The organism is Alicycliphilus sp. T452 (assembly GCF_054512775.1).
In genome coordinates, this window is sequence record NZ_JBTNEH010000002.1 from 1 (window position 1) to 18,615 (window position 18,615).

Consider the following 18,615-nt stretch of genomic DNA (forward strand, 5'->3'; position numbering starts at 1 on the left):
AGGGCAGCAGCGCTGCCCGAGTGGCAACACCATGTCCGCCGCCGACCAGTTTTACAGCTTGGCTCATTGAAACCGATCGACATCAACGGCCATTTGCCGCCTCGGCGCCGCTATTGCGACACAACCAGCCATGATCCCCCGCGAACCTCGCAAAGAGCTGGGCGCGGCCCAGGTCGCAGCCCTCTGGCGCCGTGGCACCAACCATGTCGGCGGTGTGCGTGGCCTGATTCTCAACGTCACGATGTACGGCTCGCGCAGTTGGGTGCTGCGCTATCAGGTAGCAGGTAAGCGAAGGGATCTGGGTCTGGGCTCGTATCCGTCCGTCACGCTGGCCGATGCGCGGGAGGCTGCTCGCGCTGCCCGTGCCAAATTGGCGCAGGGCATCGACCCCATCGAGGATGCACGCAGAGCGCGGGCCCGTCTGGTCGCGGAAATCCACACCAGCATGACATTCGGTGAAGCGGCCAAGCGCTATATCGCATCGCATGAGAAAGGCTGGAAGAACGCCAAGCACGCTCAGCAGTGGCAGCGGTCGCTCGATATGTACGCCACCCCTGTGCTGGGCAAGATGCCTGTGCGGGACATCTCGCTGGCGATGGTGCTCAAGGTGCTGGAGCCAATCTGGTCCAGCAAGACGGAGACGGCTACCCGTCTGCGCGGTCGCATCGAATCCGTCATCGACTGGGCCATTGCACGGGGCTACCGCACCGACTCCAATCCTGCGCGCTGGAAGGGGCTGCTGGACAAGCTGTTGCCCGCTCCGGGCAAGGTGACGAAGACCACGCATTTTCAGGCGCTGCCCTATGCGCAGTTGCCAGTATTCATGGAGCAATTGGTGGGGCAGGAGGGGATGGGTGCCAAGGCCCTGCTATTCCTGATCCTGACGGCAGCCCGCTCCGGAGAAGTTCGCGGTGCCACCTGGGAGGAGATTGATTTGGCTGCGCGGGTGTGGACGATCCCCGCCGAACGCATGAAGGCCAGCAAGGCCCATCGGGTACCGCTGTCGGATGCGGCCATTGCACTCCTGCAAGAAATGAAATCGCTCACTCTCGCAGCAGGACGCGCCTCGGGCAAGGCATATGTATTCCCCAGCCCCAACAGCCGTGATCCTGAACTGGGTAGCCAGCTCTCGGATATGACGCTCACGGCGGTACTCCGTCGCCTGAAGTTGGAGGCTGTGCCCCATGGGTTCCGCTCCACGTTCCGCGACTGGTGTGCGGAGCAGACCGACTACCCGAACGAGGTGGCGGAAATGGCGCTGGCCCATACGGTCGGCAACAAGGTAGAGGCAGCGTATCGGCGTGGTGACCTCCTGGCCAAACGGCAGCAGCTCATGCAGGACTGGGCGGACTACGCCCTCGGTCGCCGCGCAGGAAATATGACCGTCGGTCATCGCTCCGATAGCAAAGCACCAACACAAAACTGACTGGAGGGTCGATATGCGTGACGAAGAAAAATCACTGGGCAAGAGCCTGCTGGATGGCCTCCTGGCCGTGGGAGGTCTTGTCTGGCTGGGGATGATTGTGATCGCCATGGTCAGCGTGATCGTGGCTGCATGGTCGGTGGTCCGTGACGCGCTGCGTGGAACCAGCGACCCCATCAAGACTGTCGACCTGAAACAGAAACTGAAGCGAGGGGTGCGTCTGTGGTGCGCCCTGTGCCTGTTGCTGCTCTCCCTGAATGCACTCGTCATGGGCGAGTGGACTGCATTCGTACTGATTGGGCTGGCAGGGCTGCTGCTAATCTCCAGACCCTGGCATTGGCTCGATGCGAGGGTGGGGCCATCGGGACGGAATTTGCGGTACGGCACTGCCGTGGTGGCCATGGTGGTCGGCGTGAGTCTGCTGCCACCACCCAAGCCATCGGTGCGCACGGCACAGCTATCTCAGCCAAACCATACCGTCCACGTGGCCCTCAGTCAGCCATCGCGGGCCATGGATGGCAGTCCGGAGGTGGGCGCATGAGCCGGAGCAGGGTGAGAAGTAGCCTCCTCGTGCCGCTCTGCATAGTCGCAGTGGCCTGGATGGGGGAGGCCATGGCGGGCACCTCGGAGTGCTACGCGATCAAGGACGCGAACAAGCGGGCGTACTGTCTGGCGCAGGTCAAGCGGGACCCTGGAAATTGCTACCGCATCAAGGATGGTGACAACCGCAATCAGTGTCTGGCGGAAATTAAAGGATCACGGGATCGCTGCTACGCAATCAAAGACCAGGACAGCCGCAAGGCGTGTCTGGCTCGGACGCGATAGACAGCCCCTGCACCATGCCCAGCGATAGATAAAGCAGAAGGTAGAAATGCAAAACGGGCCACTCGGGCCCGTCTGTCATGAATCCTTGAAATGGAGGGTGGGATTCGAACCCACGGTACGCTTGCACGTACGCCTGATTTCGAGTCAGGTACATTCGACCACTCTGCCACCTCTCCTATGTGTCGAAGCGCAGAATTCTAACAGTAAATTCCGGGCACGCAGCGCTCGCGAACCCGGCTCAGGTCAGCCGGAAGTTGTCGACCTCGACAGGCGCCGGCAAATCCTTCTCTCCCAGCGATTCGCGCAGGCTGATTTCTATCGACCGGCACAGCATGTCCAGGGGCAGGTCGTTGTTTTCCAGGCCAAAGGGCTCCTCGATCTCGTCGCCCAGGGCATCCAGGCCGAAGAAGGTGTAGGCGACGATGCCCACGACGAACGGCGTCATGAAGCCCGTGGTGTCCACCAGGCCGAACGGCAGCAGGAAGCAGTACATGTAGGCCGTGCGATGCAGCAGCAAGGTGTAGGAAAAGGGAATGGGCGTGTTCTTGATGCGCTCGCATGAGGCCGCCACGGCGGCCAGCGACGAGAGCGTGCCATCGACCGAGGCGGCCAGGCAGGGCTGGATCCGGCCGGCGCGCACGCATTCCCCCAGGTCACGACCTATGTCCACAAGAATCATGCTCGCCGGGTCCGATGCCTCGCGCACCGCTTCGAAATCGGCGGGGGTCAGCCACTGCCGCAACAGGGCCGCATCGCGCTGATCGCGCAGCCGCAGGCGCAGCACATGGGCGAAGGCGATCGCCCGGTGGATGATGCGCACCCGCACATCGGTGTCCCGCCGCGCCGAGGCAATGGGTCCGCCGCCCTCGATCCACCCCAGGCACTGGCGCGACAGCGAACGGGTGCGGTGCACCAGTTCGCCCCATAGCTTGCGCCCCTCCCAGTAGCGGTCGTACGCCGTGGTGTTGCGAAAGCCCAGAAAAATCGCCAAGGGCAGGCCGATCAGCGTGAACGGAATGGGCGTGAGCGTGATCTTCAGGCTGAACAGGTTGCCATGCACGGCCGTGACCAGGGTCGCGAGCGCGATGTTGAGCAGCAGGGAGCGCTGGATGCGCTGCAGCACCGAGCCCCGCAGCACCAGGAACAGGCGCAGCCCGGAGGGCCGCTCACGAACGATCATGGCGCAAACAAGGGTAGGTCCGGACTCAGGCTGCGAGCCGCTCCAGCCCGCCCATGTAGGGGCGCAGAACCTCGGGGATGGTGATGCTGCCGTCCTGGTTCTGGTAGTTCTCCAGCACCGCAACCAGCGCGCGGCCCACGGCCAGGCCCGAGCCGTTGAGCGTGTGCACCAGCTCGTTCCTGCCCTGCGCGTTCTTGAAGCGCGCCTGCATGCGGCGCGCCTGGAAGGCCTCGCAGTTGCTCACCGAGCTGATCTCGCGGTAGGTGCCCTGCGCGGGCAGCCAGACCTCCAGGTCGTAGGTCTTGGCGCTGCCGAAGCCCATGTCGCCCGTGCACAGGCTCACCACGCGGTAGGGCAGGCCCAGCTTCTGCAGGATGGCCTCGGCGTGGCGCGTCATCTCTTCGAGGGCCTCGTAGCTCTTGTCGGGGTGCACGATCTGCACCATCTCGACCTTGTCGAACTGGTGCTGGCGGATCATGCCGCGCGTGTCGCGGCCGTAGCTGCCGGCCTCGGAACGGAAACAGGGCGAATGCGCGGTGAACCTGATGGGCAGGTCGCTCTCGGCCAGCACCTCGTCGCGCACGATGTTGGTGAGCGGCACCTCGCTCGTGGGGATCAGGTACAGCGCCGCGTTGTCGGGCACGGGCTCGCCCTCCTGGCCGCCCTTCTTGGCGGCGAACAGGTCGGCCTCGAACTTCGGCAGCTGGCCCGTGCCCTTGAGCGAGTCGGCGTTCACGATGTAGGGCACGTAGCACTCGGTGTAGCCGTGCTCGCCGGTCTGCACATCCAGCATGAATTGCGCAAGCGCGCGGTGCAGGCGGGCGATGGGCCCCTTCATCACGGTGAAGCGCGAGCCCGAGAGCTTGGCGCCCATGTCGAAATCGAGGCCCAGCGGCGCGCCCAGGTCCACGTGGTCCTTCACGGCGAAGCCGAAGTCGCGGGGCGTTCCCCAGCGGCGCACCTCGACGTTGCCGGCCTCGTCGCTGCCCACGGGCACGCTCTCGTGCGGCAGGTTGGGCACGGCCGCCAACATGGCCTGCAGCTCGGACTGGATCTGCTCCAGGCGCGCGGCGGAGCCGTCGAGTTCCTCCTTGATCGCCGCCACCTGGGCCTTGGCGGCCTCGGCCGCGTCCTTCTCGCCCTTGCCCATGAGCTGGCCGATCTGCTTGGACAGCTGGTTGCGCCGGGACTGCAGCTCCTCGGTGCGCGTCTGGATGGTCTTGCGCTCGGATTCGAGGGCCTGGAACGCCTCCACGTTCAGGAAGGCCTGGGGCTTCTTGCGGGTTTCCAGCCGGGCGACGGCCGATGCGAGGTCTTTGCGAAGGAGGAGGATATCGAGCATAGCCCTCGATTTTAGTGGCCCGCGTCCGATAACATGGGATCAGGAGGAGGCCATGTTTTTTGTGTTCGGCCCGGCGGGGCAGATATACCGGGGCGGAGCCCACCAGTTGCCACAGGTGCTGGCCGTGAGCGGTGTGCAGCGCCCCCAGGCGCTGTCGCCGCATTCCCGGCCGCCATCGCCCGAAACCGGCGCACCCGCGCACCGGCCCGCCCCCGGCTCCGAGCCGTCCTCCAGCCCGCCCATGCGCCAGCTGCAGGCGGCCTGGGCCTATGCGCAGACCGACAGGGCCAGGCCGAAGGCGCGCCGCCCCCTGACCCAGGTCAGCGACGTGATGACGCGCGAGGTCTTCAGCCTGCCCGTGGCGATGTCGGTCCAGGATGCCTGGCAGGCCCTGCGGCTGGAGCAGCTGTCGCAGGCGCCGGTGGTGAACGACCGGGGCCAGGTGGTGGGGCTGCTGCGCCGCTCCGACATGGCGAGCGCGGACCTGTTGCCCGACCTGGACGGCATCAAGCGCACCTTCGCGCAGGCGCACCGGCCCATAACCGACGTCATGCTGAGCCCGGCACCCACCGTGTCCGACGACACGGACCTGCGCCGCGTGGCCAAGGCGATGCTGGAGACCGGCCTGAGCGGCCTGCCGGTGACCGACGAGGCCGGCATGCTGCAGGGCTTCGTGGCGCGCTCGGACATCCTGCGCGCCCTGGTGGCCGATCCGCCGCTGGACCTGTGGAGCTGAAGGGCAGGCGCGTCAATCGCCCGCCGCGCCCTGGCCGTCCAGCTGCAGCGGCTCGCTCTGCACGCGGGTGGCCAGCACCTTGTCGATGGTCTTGCCGTCCATGTCCATGACCTCGAACTGCCAGTTCTCCCACTGCACGGTGTCCGTCACGTTGGGCAGCCTGCCGGTGAGCAGCATGACCATGCCGCTGAGCGTCTGGTAGCGCCCGCGGTCCTCCTCGGGCAGCTTGGACAGCTGCAGGCGGTCCTTGAGCTCGGGCACGGGGATGTGGCCGTCCAGCAGCCAGCTGCCGTCCTCGCGCTGCACGGCCCAGGAATCAGCCGGGTCCAGCGACTGGAACTCGCCGATGATGGCCTCGATCAGGTCCTGCAGGGTGACGATGCCCTGCACCTCGCCGTACTCGTCGATGACGAAGGCCATGTGCATGTCCGACTGGCGGAAGTTGTCCAGCAGTTCCCGGGCGTTGATGGTCTCGGGCACGTACAGCGCCGTCTGCAGCGGGTGCGCGGCCAGGTCGCGTGCGGCCGCGTCGCGCACGGCGCGCGACAGCCACTGGCGCGCGCTGAGCACGCCCAGGATGTCTTCCATGCCGCCGCGCACCACGGGAAAGCGCGCATGGTCGGACGCCTCGATGCGCTGCAGGTTCTCCTCGAACGAGGCCTGGACGTCCAGGAACACCACGTCCGCACGCGGCACCATGAGCGAGCCGATCTGCCGGTCGTCCAGGCGGAACACGTTGCGCACCATCTGGTGTTCGTGCGACTCGATCACGCCGGCGCTCGTGCCCTCGGCCAGCACGGCGTGGATCTCGTCCTCGGTCACGGCGCTGCCCTGCTGCTGCCTCACGCCCAGCGCGCGCAGCAGCGCCTCGGTGGAGATCGACAGCAGGCGCACGAAGGGCTTGGTGGCCAGGGCCAGCCAGTTGATGGGGCGCGCCACGACGCGGGCCAGGGCCTCGGGGTGGCTCTGGCCCAGGCGCTTGGGCACGAGCTCGCCCACGACGATGGAGAAATAGGTGATCAGCACCACCACCAGCCCGGTGGCGATGTAGCCCGCGTACTGGGCCTGCAGGCCCAGCCCGGCCAGCCATTCGGCCAGGGGCTTGGCCAGGGCCGACTCGCCCACGATGCCGTTGAGCACGCCGATCGAGGTGATGCCGATCTGGATGGTGGAGAGGAATCGCGTCGGGTCCTCGCCCAGCTTGGCGGCCGCGATGGCACCGCTATCGCCCTCATCGATCAGCTTCTGCAGACGCGTCTTGCGCGCGGAGACCAGAGCCAGCTCGGACATGGCGAACACGCCATTGAGCAGGATGAGGGCGAACAGTATTGCTATTTCCATATGCAGGGAGCCCGGGGTGCTCCCATGGTGTGAATGAGCGGAAATTGTAAGAACTCTGGCATTTTGCGAGGGTTTGGCCGCCGCCGCGCGCATATCCCGCCGGTGTGCCGGCCATGAGATATTAGCCAAACATGGCTCAAACGCCCGCCCATCAAGCGCCAGCAGCTATTGATTCAAGAGCATTGCAGCATGATCCAGCCACGGTGCTCATCGATTGTCCGTCCCGGCCTCGGCGCGCTCCCCGCCCGTGGCGGCCTGGAGCTTGAGGCCCTTGGGCAGCGGGAACTTCAGCGTTTCCTCGATGCCGGCCATCTTGCGCACCGAGACCGCGCCCAGCTCCTTGATGCGCGCGATCACGGCCTGCACCAGCACCTCGGGCGCCGAGGCTCCGGCCGTCAGGCCCACGCGCGCGATGCCGTCGAACCACTCGTGGCGCAGCTCCTCGGCACTGTCCACCATGTAGGCCGGGGTTCCCATGCGCTCGGCCAGCTCGCGCAGGCGGTTGCTGTTGGAGCTGGTGGGGCTGCCCACCACGATCACCAGGTCCACCTGGGGGCTGAGCAGCTTCACCGCGTCCTGGCGGTTCTGCGTGGCGTAGCAGATGTCCTGCTGCTTGGGCTCGCGGATGCTGGGAAAGCGCGCTCGCACGGCGGCGGTGATCTCGGCCGCGTCGTCCACGCTCAGGGTGGTCTGCGTGACCACGGCCAGCCTCTCGGTCTGCGCGGGCCGCACGCGCGCCACGTCCGCCACGTCCTCGACGAGGTGGATGCCGCTGTCGAGCTGGCCCATCGTGCCCTCGACCTCGGGGTGGCCCTTGTGGCCGATCATGATGAACTCGTAGCCCTCCCGGGCCAGCTTGGCGACCTCGACGTGCACCTTGGTCACCAGCGGGCAGGTGGCGTCGAAGATGGTGAAGCCGCGCGCCTTGGCCTCGTCCTGCACGGCGCGGCTCACGCCGTGCGCCGAGAAGATCAGCGTGGCGCCGGGCGGCACCTCGGCCAGGTCCTCGATGAAGATCGCGCCCTTGGCCTTGAGGTCGTTCACCACGTAGGTGTTGTGCACGATCTCGTGGCGCACGTAGATCGGGCGGCCGAACTTCTGCAGCGCGCGCTCGACGATCTCGATGGCGCGGTCCACGCCGGCGCAGAAGCCGCGCGGCTCGGCCAAGACGATTTCCTGGGGCTTTTGCATACCTTTCAAAGCACGCCTATGAGCTGCACCTCGAAGGTGACGGGCACGCCCGCCAGCGGGTGGTTGAAGTCGAAGCGCACGGCGCCGTCGTCGCTCACCTGCAGCACCACGCCGGCATACTTGCCCATGCCGTCGGGCGTGGGGAACTCCACCACGTCGCCCACGGCGTATTCCTCGTCCGGGTCGCCCAGCTCGCTCAACAGCTTCCTGGCCACCCACTGCTGCATGTCGAGGTTGCGCTCGCCGAAGGCCTCGCCCGCGGCCAGCTCGAAGGTGGCGCGCACGCCTTCGGCCAGGCCGATCAGGCGCTGCTCCAGCGCGGGCGAGAGCTCGCCCGTGCCCACCGACAGCGTGGCGGGCTTTTCGTCGAAGGTGTTGATCACGTCGCCCGCCGGGCCGGCCAGGCGATAGTGCAGCGTGAGGAACGATCCCTGCTGCACCGTGGGCAGGCTGGGCGTGGAGGCAATGGCGTCTGCGGTCATGAAGGCTCTCGATAAACTGCCGCCATTGTAGAAAACCGGGCATACCCCCACGGCCCTGCGCCCGGGGTGGCCCTCGCCGCCATGCCCCTCAAAGACCTGCCCGCCGACGCCCAGCCGCGCGAGAAGCTGCTCGCGCGCGGCCCCGCCGCCCTGTCCGACGCCGAGCTGCTGGCCATCCTGCTGCGCACGGGCATGGCCGGCAAGGGCGTGCTGCAGCTGGCGCAGGAACTGCTGGGCGCGCCCGTGCGCGACGGCGGCGGCCGCATCACGGGCGGGGGCTTCGGCGGCATGGCCGGCCTGCTGCACGCCGGCGCCGCGGACCTGGCGCGCATCAAGGGCCTGGGGCCTGCCAAGCGCGCCGAGCTCGTGGCCGTGCTGGAGCTGGCGCGCCGCGCCCTGGCCCAGCAGCTGCGCGAGCGCGAGGTGTTCGACACCCCCGGCGCCGTCAAGCATTACCTGCAGCTGCACCTTGCGGCGCGCGCGCACGAGGTGTTCGCCGTGCTGTTCCTCGACAGCGGCAACCGCCTGATCACCATGGAGGAGCTGTTCCGCGGCACGCTCACGCAGACCAGCGTCTACCCGCGCGAGGTGGTGCTGCGCGCCCTGCACCACCACGCCGCCGCCGTGGTGCTGGCGCACAACCACCCCAGCGGCAGCGTGCAGCCCAGCCGCGCCGACGAGGCGCTGACCCAGACCCTGAAGGCCGCGCTGGCCCTGGTGGACGTGCGCGTGCTGGACCACGTGATCGTGGCGCCGGGCGCGGCGCTGTCCATGGCCGAGCAGGGGCTGGCGTGAGCCTGGCGCGCTGGGCGTCCATCGCCCTGCTGGCGCTGGCCGGCTGCGCCCTGCCCCTGGCGCCGCCCGCGCCCGATGCGCTGCTCGCGCCCCACCTGCGCCTGATCGGCGTGGCCGAGCTACCGCCCGGCACCGAATACGGCGGAACCACCATCGGTGGCCTCTCGGGCATCGACTACGACCAGGAGCGCGGCGAATACCTCTTGATCAGCGATGCAGGGGCGCGCATCTACACCGCCCGCCTGCAGTACGGCGCGCACGGGCTTGCCGCGCCACGGTTCACCGGCGTGCAGGCGCTGCGCCACGCCAGCGGCCAGCCCTTCGCACCCTGGTGGCGCCCGCAGCCCGGCATGGACCGGCCCGACGCCGAGGCCGTGCGCTGGCTGCCCGGCGCCCGGGCCCTGCTGTGGACCAGCGAGGGCGACTTCGGCCGCGGCTTCGGCCCGCAGCTGCGCGAGAGCCGCGCGGACGGTACGCACCTGCGCGACCTGCCCCTGCCCGCCGGCTTCACGCCCACGGCGCAGCGCGGCCCGCGCCGCAACGGCACGCTGGAGGGCCTGGCCCTGGCCCCCGGCGGCCGCACCGCCTGGCTGGCCATGGAACTGCCCTGGCACCAGGACGGCGAGAGCGCCACGCCCGCGAGCGGCGGCGCCCCCGTGCGCATCACGGCCATGGACGTTGCCAGCGGCAGGCCGCTGCGCCAGATCGCCTACCAGCCCGACGCCGTGCCGCGCACGCGCCGCCTGCCGGGCCCGCAGATGAACGGGGTCAGCGAGATCCTGGCCGACGGGCCGCACCACCTGCTGGTGCTCGAGCGCGCCTACAGCGCCGGCGCCGGCTTTGCGGCGCGCCTGTACCGCATCGACACGCGCAAAGGCAGCGACACGCTGGCGCTCGAAGCCCTCGCGCCCGGCAACCACCACCCCGCGCCCAAGACCCTGGTGGCCGACCTGTCGGCGCTGGGCATCGCGCCCGACAACATCGAGGGCATGGCCTGGGGCGCGCCCCTGCGGGCAGGCGCCTGGGGCAGCGGCTGCGTGCTGGTGTTCGTGAGCGACGACAACTTCAACCCCGCGCAGGTCACGCAGTTCATCGCCACCGAATACCTGCCCCTGCGCGGCGGGCATGAGCGATGCGGTACAACCGGCCCCAGCCCATGAGCGCCGCCCTCACCGCCCGATCCTTCGCCGACCTGCAGCCCCTGCGCCGCGCCCTGCAAGAGGCCGCCGCGCAGGAGGCCGAGCGCGCCCGGCTGCGGCGCGAGGCCGAGCGCCGCGCACGCGCCGAGCGCCACCTGTTCCGCGACGCGGTGGGCCCCGTGGCGCCGCTCAGGGGCCTGCCCGACCGCCACTGGCCCGCGCCCGTGCCGCCCGAGCCCCGGCCCGTGCAGCGCGCGCTGGACGAGGAGCGCGTGCTGCGCGAATCGCTGAGCGACGCGTTCGACGTGGGCACGCTGCTGGACGTGGACGACCAGCTGAGCTTTCGCCGCCCCGGCATGGGCCAGGACGTGACGCGCAGGCTGCGCGCGGGCCAGTGGAGCATCCAGCGCCAGCTGGATCTGCACGGTCTGCGCGTCGATGAAGCACGCGAGGCGCTGGGCATGTTCATCCGCCTGGCCCACCGCACGGGCCTGCGCTGCGTGCGCGTGGTGCATGGCAAGGGCCTGGGCTCGCCGGGCAAGGCGCCCGTGCTCAAGGGCCGCGTGCAGGGCTGGCTGGTGCAGAAGAAGGAAGTGCTGGCCTTCGTGCAGGCCCGCCCGGCCGATGGCGGCGCGGGCGCCCTGGTGGTGCTGCTGGCACCGAACTAGTGTGCTGTCCCGCCAATAACTGCACATGAAATCGATGGATTCGCGCTCAGGGCAAGGCGCAAACCGCAGCGATAGCCGTAGCTATCGCGAGGATTTGCAACACCGCCCTGGGCGCGAAGGCGCGATTTCATGTGCAGTTATTGGCGGGACAGCACACTAGCGTAAACCCCAGCAAACCACCTGGTCCCATTGAACGGACGCGCGCGATTGCCGAGCATCGCGGCATGCGTTCAGCCATTCAATGGAAGGAGACAGGCATGTTCAGCAAAAGGGGCTGGCTTTGGGGCGGCGTGGCCATGGCGCTGGGTGCGTGGATGCTGCCCGCCGCCGCACAGGCCAACCGCCCGGTCACCATCGTCGTGGGCGCCACGCCCGGCGGCTCCACGGACACCCTGGCGCGCGTGATCGCCCAGAGCATGGGCGCCACGCTCAAGCGCACCGTGATCGTGGAGAACAAGCCCGGCGCCGGGGGCAACATTGCCGCGCAATACGTGGCCAAGAGCGCGCCGGATGGCTCCACGCTGCTGATGAGCTTCACCAGCCACACCATCAACGCCACGCTGTTCAAGAACCTGCCCTTCGACCCCGTGGCGGACTTCACGCCCATCACCATGGTCGCGCAGGTACCCAGCGTGCTGGTGGCGCGCAGGAATGCGCCGTTCGATGATGTGAAGGGCCTGATCGACTACGCCCGCAAGCACCCCCACAAGCTGTCCTTTGCCATTGGGGGCCAGGGCTCTTCGCTGCACCTTGCCAGCGAGCAGTTCAAGTCCGCCACGCAGACCGACATCGTGAACATTCCCTACAAGGGGACGGGCCCCGCGCTCAGCGACCTGCTGGCCGCCGAGACCGTGGACCTGATGTTCGCCAGCACCATCAACGTGCTGCCGCACTACAAGCAGGGCACCCTCAAGTTCCTGGGCGTGAGCAGCCTGCAGCCGCTGCCGCAGTTCGCGGGCCTGCCGGCCATCGCCGGCGTGGTGCCCGGCTACCGCTCCGAGGCATGGTTCGGCCTGTTCGGCCCCGCCAGGCTGCCGCGCGAAGTGACGGACACGCTCTACGCCGCCGTGCGCCAGGCCATCGATGCGCCGGCGTACCGCCAGCGCATGGAAAGCGAAGCGGCCACCGTGCCCACCATGGCGCCCGCCCAGTTTGCCGACTTCATCAAGAAGGACGTGCAGTTCTGGGGCGACATCGTCAAAAAGTCCGGGGCCACGGTGGAATGACGCCGCGCACCCTGGCCCAGAAGCTCGTCGGCCGTGCCTGCGGTGACCCGCAGGTGCAGCCGGGCGACATCGTCACCTGCCGGGTGGACCTGGCCATGATGCACGACTCCGGAGGGCCGCGCCGCCTCAAGCCGCACCTGGACGCCCTGGGCGTGCGGGTGTGGGATCCGGAGCGCATCGTGGTGGTCACGGACCACTACGTCCCCGCCACCGACGAGGACAGCGCCCGGATCGTGCGCATCGCCCGCGACTGGGTGCGCGAGCAGGGCATACGCCATTTCTACGACGAACAGGGGATCTGCCACGTGGTCACGCCCAGCCATGGGCATCTGCGGCCGGGCATGTTCGCCGTGGGCGGCGACAGCCACTCCTGCACGGGCGGCGCCTTCGGCGCCTACATGTTCGGCATTGGCGCCACCGAGATGCTGGGCGTGGCCGTGACCGGCGAGATCTGGCTGCGCGTGCCCCACACCATCGCCATGGAATGGACGGGCCGCCTCCCCGCGGGGGTGTGTGCCAAGGACATGATGCTGCACATGTGCACCCGCTTCGGCATGAACGGAGGGCAGTACGAGGCCGTGGAGTTCTGCGGCGAGGCCGTGCAGGCCCTGTCGATGAACGAACGCATGACCCTGAGCAACATGGCCACCGAGCTGGGCGCGCAGGCGGGCCTCGTCGCCCCCGATGCCACCACGGTGCAATGGCTGCAGGACGCCGGCGTTCCCGGCGATGCGCTGCACGGCATGGCGCAATGGCGCACCGACGAGGGCGCCCCCCTGCTGGCACGCCACCGCATGGATGCCCGCAGCCTGGCACCGCAGGTGTCGGCCCCCGGCTCGCCCGCGCAGGCACAGGATGCGGCGGCCTTCGCGCGCGAGCGGCTGGACATTGCCTACATCGGCGCCTGCACGGGCGCCAAGCTGGACGACCTGCGCATGGCGGCGCAGGTGTTCCGCGGCGGCCGCAAGGCGGCCGCGGGCGTGCGCCTCATGGTGGCGCCAGCCAGCGCGCAGGACCAGCGCCAGGCCGCCGACGAGGGTGTGCTGCAGACACTGGTGGACGCGGGCGCCGAGCTGCTGCCCAATGCCTGCGGCGCATGCGCGGGCTATGGCGCCAACACGTTCGCACCCGATACCACCGCCATCAGCACCACCGCGCGCAACTTCACGGGACGCATGGGCGCGGCCTCGTCGCGCGTGTTTCTGGGCTCGCCCTACACCGTGGCGGCATCCGCCATCACGGGCTGCATCACTGATCCACGGGAGCTGCTGGCATGAGCACCACCGATGCGCCCGGCCGCTGCTGGGTGTTTGGCGACGACATCAACACCGACTACCTCGCCCCTGGCAAGTACATGAAGTACGGCATCGACGTGATCGCCCAGCACTGCCTGGAAGACGTGGAGCCATGCTTTGCGCGCGAGGTGCGCGCGGGCGACCTCCTCATCGCGGGCCGCAACTTCGGCGCGGGCTCGTCGCGCGAGCAGGCCGTGGAAGTGCTGCGCCACCTGGGCGTGCGCTGCGTGGTCGCCCGCTCGTTCGCGGGGCTTTTCTACCGCAATGGCTTCAACCTGGGCCTGCCCCTGCTGCTGGGGCCCACCGCCATGGAAGCGCCCGCCTGGGGCATTGCGCCGGGCGCGCCGGCGTGCCTGGACCTGGAGCAGGCCCGGCTGCAGTTGCCGGACACGCAGCAGACGCTGCAATGCCAGCCCATTCCCTCCCACCTGCTGGCGCTCGCCGCCGATGGCGGCCTCGTGCCGCACCTGCGCAAGCGCATCGCGCGCGAGCGCCTTCACTCCGCTGCTTCGAACCCATGAACCTGCACCAACGCATACGCGAACCCGGCATCGTCCTCGCCGCGGGCGTGTACGACGCCCTCTCCGCCCTGCTGGTGGAACAAGCCGGGCTGCCCGCGGCCTACCTGTCGGGCGCCAGCGTGGCCTACACCCGCTTCGGCCGCTCCGACATCGGCCTGCTGAGCCTGGACGACGTGGCCAACGTCACCACCAACATCCGCGAGCGCGTCGACCTTCCCCTGATCGTCGATGCCGACACCGGCTTCGGCAATGCGCTGAACGTCATGCGCACCGTGCGCCTGCTGGAGCGCGCGGGCGCATCGGCCATTCAGCTGGAAGACCAGACCAGCCCCAAGCGCTGCGGGCATCTGCAAGGCAAGTCCGTCATCAGCACGCGCGAGATGTGCGGCAAGGTCCGCGCCGCGGTGGATGCGCGCCGCCATGCGCACACGCTGGTCATCGCCCGCACCGACGCCGTGGCCGTGGAGGGCTTCGACGCCGCGCTGGAGCGCGCCGCCCGCTATGCCGAGGCCGGCGCCGACATGCTGTTCGTGGAGGCCGTGCGCAGCCGCGAGCAGATGCAGCAGGTCAACCGCCAACTGGGGCCCCTGTGCCCGCTGATGGCCAACATGGTCGAAGGCGGCATGACGCCCGTCTCCAGCGCGCAGGAGCTGGCCGGGATCGGCTACCGCCTGGTCATTTTTCCCGGCGGCACGGTGCGTGCGCTCACGCATGCGCTGCAGGGCTACCTTGCCAGCCTGCAGGCCCATGGCACCACGCAGCCCTGGCAGGGCCGCATGCTCGATTTCGACGGGCTGAACGCCGTGATCGGCACACCGCAATTGCTGGCCCAGGGGCAGCGCTACGACTGACGCGGGCGGCAGCGCATGGGCAACCTGCGCGCCCATAATCGCCTGGGCAGGCCACTCCACGGGCCTGCCCAGGAGACAACAGCCGATGGCCCCCACGCCCGCTTCCCCGCCGCTGTTCCAACAGGTGGCGCAGACCCTGCGCCAGCGCCTGCGCGACGGCACCTACCCGGTGGGCATTCCGCTGCCGGGCGAGCGCGAGCTGACGCGCGAATTCGGCGTGGCGCGCACCACCATCCGCTCCGCGCTGGCGCGGCTGCAGGAGGAAGGCAGCATCACGCGCCTGCGCGGCCAGGGCACGCTGCCGGTCGCGCAGCCCAGCACGGACGCGCACTCCAAGATCCGCAACGGCCTGCTGGAGAACATCCTGCGCTTCGGGCAGCGCACGCGCACGGCGCTGGTGTCGGCGCAGTTCGTACAGGCCAGCGGCACCGTGGCGCAGGCGCTGCAGGTGGCCGCCGGCAGCCGCGTCATGCGCGTGGTGCGCGTGCGCAAGTCGCACCGCAAGCCGCTGCTGTGCACCGAGGTCTACCTGCCCGCCGCCATCGCCGAGAGCATCCGTCCGCAGACGCTGGAAGACATGCCGCTGCTGGAGGCCATCGAGCGCGCGGGCCATGCCTTCGCCCAGGGCGAGCAGGAGCTGATCGCCGTGAACGCCTCGCCCGAGGTGGCGCAACTGCTGGAGATCGCCACGGGCGCGCCGCTGCTGCGCGTGAACCGCGTGGTGGCGGACGCGCAGGGCATTCCGATCCAGTACCTCATCGGCCACTATGCGCCGGAGCACTACCAATACCGCATGCGGCTGTCGCGCACGGGCGGCACCACCACCGTGTGGATCACGGACTGACGCGATGGCGCAGGTTTACGACGAAACGGATCGGGAGCGTGGCATGCGCATCAGCGGTTGCGCATCCAGTCGGCCGTGTTCATGAAGCTCTGGTTGAGCCGCGCGCGCAGGTCCTCGGGCACGCCGACCTCGCCCATGGCCTGGTCCATGCACGTGACCCACTGGTCGCGCTCCAGGATGCCGATGGCGAACGGCATGTGCCGCGCGCGCAGGCGCGGGTGGCCGAAGCGGTCCTGGTAGTGGTCCGGCCCGCCGAGCCAGCCGCAGAGGAACCAGAACAGCTTGTCGCGCGCGTCGTCGAGCGTGCTGCCATGCGTGGCGCGCAGTTCGGCGTAGCCGGGCTCCAGGTCCATGAGGTCGTAGAAACGGTCCACCAGCTGGCGGATGCGGGGCTCTCCGCCCATCCATTCGAAGGGCGTGGCGGGTGGCGCGGAATCGGGTGCGGGCATGGGCGCGATTGTAGGAAGCGGGCCCGCGCCGGCCCGCATCCATCAATGCTGGCCGCGCGCCTCGGCCTTCGACTGGCAGGCGATGCAGCGCGCCGCCGCGGGCTGGGCCAGCAGGCGGGCCACGCCCACGCCCTGGCCGCAGTCGGTGCATTCGCCATAGCTGCCGTCGGCCAGGCGCGCGAGCGCGGCGCGCACGGCCACCAGTTCGGCGTGGTCGCGCGCCGCCTCGGCGTCGCGCACCATGCTGCCGGCCATGCTGTTGGCCTGGTCGCGGGGGCTGCCGGCCGGCTCGGCATCGCCCCGGCTGGCGGCCGCGGCCACGCCCAGGGTGTCGCGCTGGACCGCGTCCAGCTCCTGCAGCAGCTGTTCCTTGCGCAGCTCCAGGGCGCCGCGCAGTTGTTCGCGTTGGGAATCGGTGAGAGCTGTGGTGTTCATGGGTCCAGCATGCCACCGGCGGCGGCGTTCGTGTTGACAAACATCAAGCTTGGACGGCCAGCCAGCGGCGGTACAGCGCGGGTGCGTCCCAATCCTGGTCCGTGGCCAGGTCCAGCGTGTGCGCCAGTTCCCCGGGTGCCAGGGGCTCGGCCTGGTCCTGCTGGCGCGCGAGCACGGCCAGGTCGGCCTCGGAGGGGTCGGTGCCGGCCGCGCTGCGCTGGCGCACGCGCTCGCGCAGCTGCCCGGGCGCGGCGTGGCAGTGCAGGATGGCGAAGGGCAGGCCCAGCTCGCGCGCCAGCGCATGGAACGCGTCGCGCTCGCCGCGGCGCAGGAAGGCCGCGTCCACGATCACCGGGTAGCCGGCCTGCAGCACGGCGCGCGCCTGCTGCGCCAGGTGATCGAAGGTGCGCGCGGAGGCCTCGCGCGTGTAGATGTCCAGGCCCTGCGCGGCGGAGTCGGCCAGCGGCGCCAGGCCGTGCAGGCGCTTGCGCTCCACGTCCGAGCGCAGGCGCACGGCGCCCTGCTGCAGCAGCGCCGCGGCCACGGTGGACTTGCCCGAGCCCGACAGGCCGTGCGTGATGAGCAGGCGCGGGGAGAAGGGCGCGACCAGCCGCTCGGCGCAGGCCAGGTAGTCGGGCCCGGGCGCGGCGGCCGCGCCCTGGGCGGCGCGCAGCCGCGCGGCCATGGCGCGCACCAGGGCGCGGTAGACCTCGTAGGGGCGCAGCACGGCCAGGCCGGCGTAGTCGCCGGATGCGGCCTGGTAGGCGTCGAGGAAGCGCCAGGCCAGGTCGCCACGGCCATGGGCGTGCAGGTCCATGGTGAGGAAGCCCGTGTCGGCCAGCGTGTCGATCCAGCGCAGCGCGGGGCTGAACTCCAGGCAGTCGAAGGCCGTGATCGCGCCATCGATCCGCACCACGTTGCCCAGGTGCAGGTCGCCATGGCATTCGCGCACGTGGCCCGCGGCGCGGCGCGCAGCCCAGTGCCCGGCCAGGGCGGGCTGGCGCGCGTCGAACCAGCCGCGCAGGGCCTCCAGGCGCGCGCGTCCGGGGCCGTCGAGCAGCGGGGCCAGCGTGTCCAGCACATCGGCGATGGCCTTGGCCACCCGGGCGGCCGTGCCCCAGTCGCTGTCCTCGGGCGCGCCGGGCGCCTGGGCATGGAAGCGCGCCAGGCGCTCGGCGAAGGCGTCGAGCTCGGCGGGCGCCAGGGCGCCGGCGCGCACCAGCGCGTCGAGTTCGCTGCCCGCGGGGAAGCGGCGCATGCGCAGCACCCAGTCGATGGCGGCGTCTGCCTCCTGCGCCGTGCCCAGGCGCGGGTGGCGGGCGCTACCGAGCACGGGCAGCATGTCCAGGTACAGCGCGGGCGCCAGGCGCTGGTTCAGGCGCAGTTCCTCGGCGCAGAAATGGCGCCGCGCGGCCAGCGTGCGGAAGTCGGCGAACGGCAGGTGCAGCGGCTTCTTGAGCTTGTAGGCGTGCGCGGGCGTCAGCAGCAGGTGCGACAGATGCGTCTCCAGGTGCTGCACCGGCCCGCCCTCGGCCGCGCGCAGGGCCTCGCACAGCGCCGCGGCCAGGACGGTGCCATCGTTTTCTTCAATAGCCAAATCGGGCTCCAAGGCAATACCACCAAGCGGTAGCAGCTATCAAAATCAACCAATCAATTAGGTCGGCGGCGCAGCGATTCGTCCCAGGCCGGATTGGGCCGGCCCTGGCCGGCGTACTGCTGGTTGCGCGAGTTGGAGCGCCACACGCCGCCGCCGAAGCCGGGCGTGGGCTCGGTGCGGTACCAGAACCAGCGCCCGTCCTCGTCCTGCGCCAGCCAGTCCCAGCCCTCGGGCGCCTGCGACCAGTCGGGTGTTGCATCCATTTGCATGGCCTG

General features: G+C 69.6%; 20 protein-coding genes and 1 tRNA gene. 11 read left to right on the plus strand and 10 right to left on the minus strand.

The genetic code is table 11. From position 1 onward, the window contains the following. The first annotated feature begins 130 nt into the window (after window positions 1-130). Entirely contained in the window at window positions 131-1,426 is a 1,296-nt protein-coding gene (locus ACX12L_RS01555; protein WP_013721576.1) for a tyrosine-type recombinase/integrase, read from the plus strand. Between the two features lie 13 nt (window positions 1,427-1,439). Then, window positions 1,440-1,964, plus strand: a complete 525-nt coding sequence (locus ACX12L_RS01560; RefSeq protein ID WP_013721575.1) for a hypothetical protein — start codon at window positions 1,440-1,442, stop codon at window positions 1,962-1,964. A 375-nt stretch (window positions 1,965-2,339) separates the two neighbouring features. Here the strand turns inward: ACX12L_RS01560 and ACX12L_RS01565 are convergent. The 3 genes from ACX12L_RS01565 to serS all read right to left on the minus strand — a co-directional run bounded on the left by ACX12L_RS01565 (window position 2,340) and on the right by serS (window position 4,770). Beyond that, window positions 2,340-2,424, minus strand: a tRNA-Ser gene (locus tag ACX12L_RS01565). Window positions 2,425-2,486: 62 nt separating this feature from the next. Beyond that, the gene (locus tag ACX12L_RS01570; RefSeq protein ID WP_459260992.1) at window positions 2,487-3,428 is read right to left on the minus strand and encodes a bestrophin family protein; all 942 of its coding nucleotides are present in this window, start codon (window positions 3,426-3,428) and stop codon (window positions 2,487-2,489) included. Between the two features lie 25 nt (window positions 3,429-3,453). After that, window positions 3,454-4,770, minus strand: coding sequence for a serine--tRNA ligase (gene serS / locus ACX12L_RS01575; RefSeq protein ID WP_459260993.1), 1,317 nt, complete (start codon window positions 4,768-4,770; stop codon window positions 3,454-3,456). Window positions 4,771-4,822: 52 nt separating this feature from the next. Here serS and ACX12L_RS01580 point away from each other — a divergent pair, with 52 nt between their 5' ends. Further along, entirely contained in the window at window positions 4,823-5,506 is a 684-nt protein-coding gene (locus ACX12L_RS01580; RefSeq protein WP_459260994.1) for a CBS domain-containing protein, read from the plus strand. A gap of 12 nt (window positions 5,507-5,518) precedes the next feature. Here ACX12L_RS01580 and ACX12L_RS01585 read toward each other — a convergent pair whose 3' ends face one another. The 3 genes from ACX12L_RS01585 to ACX12L_RS01595 all read right to left on the minus strand — a co-directional run bounded on the left by ACX12L_RS01585 (window position 5,519) and on the right by ACX12L_RS01595 (window position 8,520). Beyond that, window positions 5,519-6,847, minus strand: coding sequence for a hemolysin family protein (locus tag ACX12L_RS01585; protein WP_459260995.1), 1,329 nt, complete (start codon window positions 6,845-6,847; stop codon window positions 5,519-5,521). A 207-nt stretch (window positions 6,848-7,054) separates the two neighbouring features. After that, window positions 7,055-8,038, minus strand: a complete 984-nt coding sequence (gene ispH, locus ACX12L_RS01590; protein WP_459260996.1) for a 4-hydroxy-3-methylbut-2-enyl diphosphate reductase — start codon at window positions 8,036-8,038, stop codon at window positions 7,055-7,057. 5 nt (window positions 8,039-8,043) lie between these two features. After that, window positions 8,044-8,520 carry an FKBP-type peptidyl-prolyl cis-trans isomerase gene (locus ACX12L_RS01595; protein ID WP_459260997.1) on the minus strand — a complete coding sequence of 159 codons (477 nt, stop codon included), beginning with the start codon at window positions 8,518-8,520 and terminating at the stop codon, window positions 8,044-8,046. A gap of 81 nt (window positions 8,521-8,601) precedes the next feature. On the opposite strand from ACX12L_RS01595, the gene radC reads away from it, so the two are divergent. The 8 genes from radC (at window position 8,602) to ACX12L_RS01635 (ending at window position 15,859) form a co-directional block, all read left to right on the plus strand. Further along, window positions 8,602-9,315 (plus strand): RadC family protein, encoded by a 714-nt coding sequence (radC, locus tag ACX12L_RS01600; RefSeq protein WP_459260998.1) that lies wholly within the window; start codon window positions 8,602-8,604, stop codon window positions 9,313-9,315. Further along, window positions 9,312-10,475, plus strand: a complete 1,164-nt coding sequence (locus ACX12L_RS01605; protein WP_459260999.1) for an esterase-like activity of phytase family protein — start codon at window positions 9,312-9,314, stop codon at window positions 10,473-10,475. The genes radC and ACX12L_RS01605 overlap by 4 nt, the downstream gene beginning before the upstream one ends. Next, window positions 10,472-11,122, plus strand: a complete 651-nt coding sequence (locus tag ACX12L_RS01610; RefSeq protein WP_459261000.1) for a Smr/MutS family protein — start codon at window positions 10,472-10,474, stop codon at window positions 11,120-11,122. Before ACX12L_RS01605 ends, ACX12L_RS01610 begins: the two co-directional genes overlap by 4 nt. A 257-nt stretch (window positions 11,123-11,379) precedes the next feature. Further along, complete coding sequence (locus ACX12L_RS01615; protein WP_459261001.1) at window positions 11,380-12,348, plus strand: Bug family tripartite tricarboxylate transporter substrate binding protein; 969 nt, start codon at window positions 11,380-11,382, stop codon at window positions 12,346-12,348. Next, a complete protein-coding gene (locus ACX12L_RS01620) occupies window positions 12,345-13,625 on the plus strand; it encodes a 3-isopropylmalate dehydratase large subunit (protein WP_459261002.1) in 1,281 nt (426 codons plus the stop codon). Before ACX12L_RS01615 ends, ACX12L_RS01620 begins: the two co-directional genes overlap by 4 nt. Further along, window positions 13,622-14,164 (plus strand): LeuD/DmdB family oxidoreductase small subunit, encoded by a 543-nt coding sequence (locus tag ACX12L_RS01625; RefSeq protein ID WP_459261003.1) that lies wholly within the window; start codon window positions 13,622-13,624, stop codon window positions 14,162-14,164. The genes ACX12L_RS01620 and ACX12L_RS01625 overlap by 4 nt, the downstream gene beginning before the upstream one ends. Continuing rightward, complete coding sequence (locus ACX12L_RS01630; protein ID WP_459261004.1) at window positions 14,161-15,015, plus strand: isocitrate lyase/PEP mutase family protein; 855 nt, start codon at window positions 14,161-14,163, stop codon at window positions 15,013-15,015. Before ACX12L_RS01625 ends, ACX12L_RS01630 begins: the two co-directional genes overlap by 4 nt. An 85-nt stretch (window positions 15,016-15,100) precedes the next feature. Then, window positions 15,101-15,859 carry a GntR family transcriptional regulator gene (locus ACX12L_RS01635; protein WP_459261005.1) on the plus strand — a complete coding sequence of 253 codons (759 nt, stop codon included), beginning with the start codon at window positions 15,101-15,103 and terminating at the stop codon, window positions 15,857-15,859. 50 nt (window positions 15,860-15,909) lie between these two features. Here ACX12L_RS01635 and ACX12L_RS01640 read toward each other — a convergent pair whose 3' ends face one another. Genes ACX12L_RS01640 through ACX12L_RS01655 form a run of 4 tightly spaced genes read right to left on the minus strand, consistent with a single transcriptional unit; the run spans window position 15,910 to window position 18,603 of the window. Beyond that, complete coding sequence (locus tag ACX12L_RS01640; protein ID WP_459261006.1) at window positions 15,910-16,308, minus strand: group II truncated hemoglobin; 399 nt, start codon at window positions 16,306-16,308, stop codon at window positions 15,910-15,912. A gap of 42 nt (window positions 16,309-16,350) precedes the next feature. Then, window positions 16,351-16,743, minus strand: coding sequence for a TraR/DksA family transcriptional regulator (locus tag ACX12L_RS01645; RefSeq protein ID WP_459261007.1), 393 nt, complete (start codon window positions 16,741-16,743; stop codon window positions 16,351-16,353). A gap of 43 nt (window positions 16,744-16,786) precedes the next feature. Then, the gene (locus ACX12L_RS01650) at window positions 16,787-18,340 is read right to left on the minus strand and encodes a bifunctional aminoglycoside phosphotransferase/ATP-binding protein (protein WP_459261008.1); all 1,554 of its coding nucleotides are present in this window, start codon (window positions 18,338-18,340) and stop codon (window positions 16,787-16,789) included. 53 nt (window positions 18,341-18,393) lie between these two features. Next, window positions 18,394-18,603: a hypothetical protein gene (locus ACX12L_RS01655; protein WP_459261009.1), complete on the minus strand. Its 210-nt coding sequence runs from the start codon at window positions 18,601-18,603 to the stop codon at window positions 18,394-18,396. Window positions 18,604-18,615: the final 12 nt, after the last annotated feature.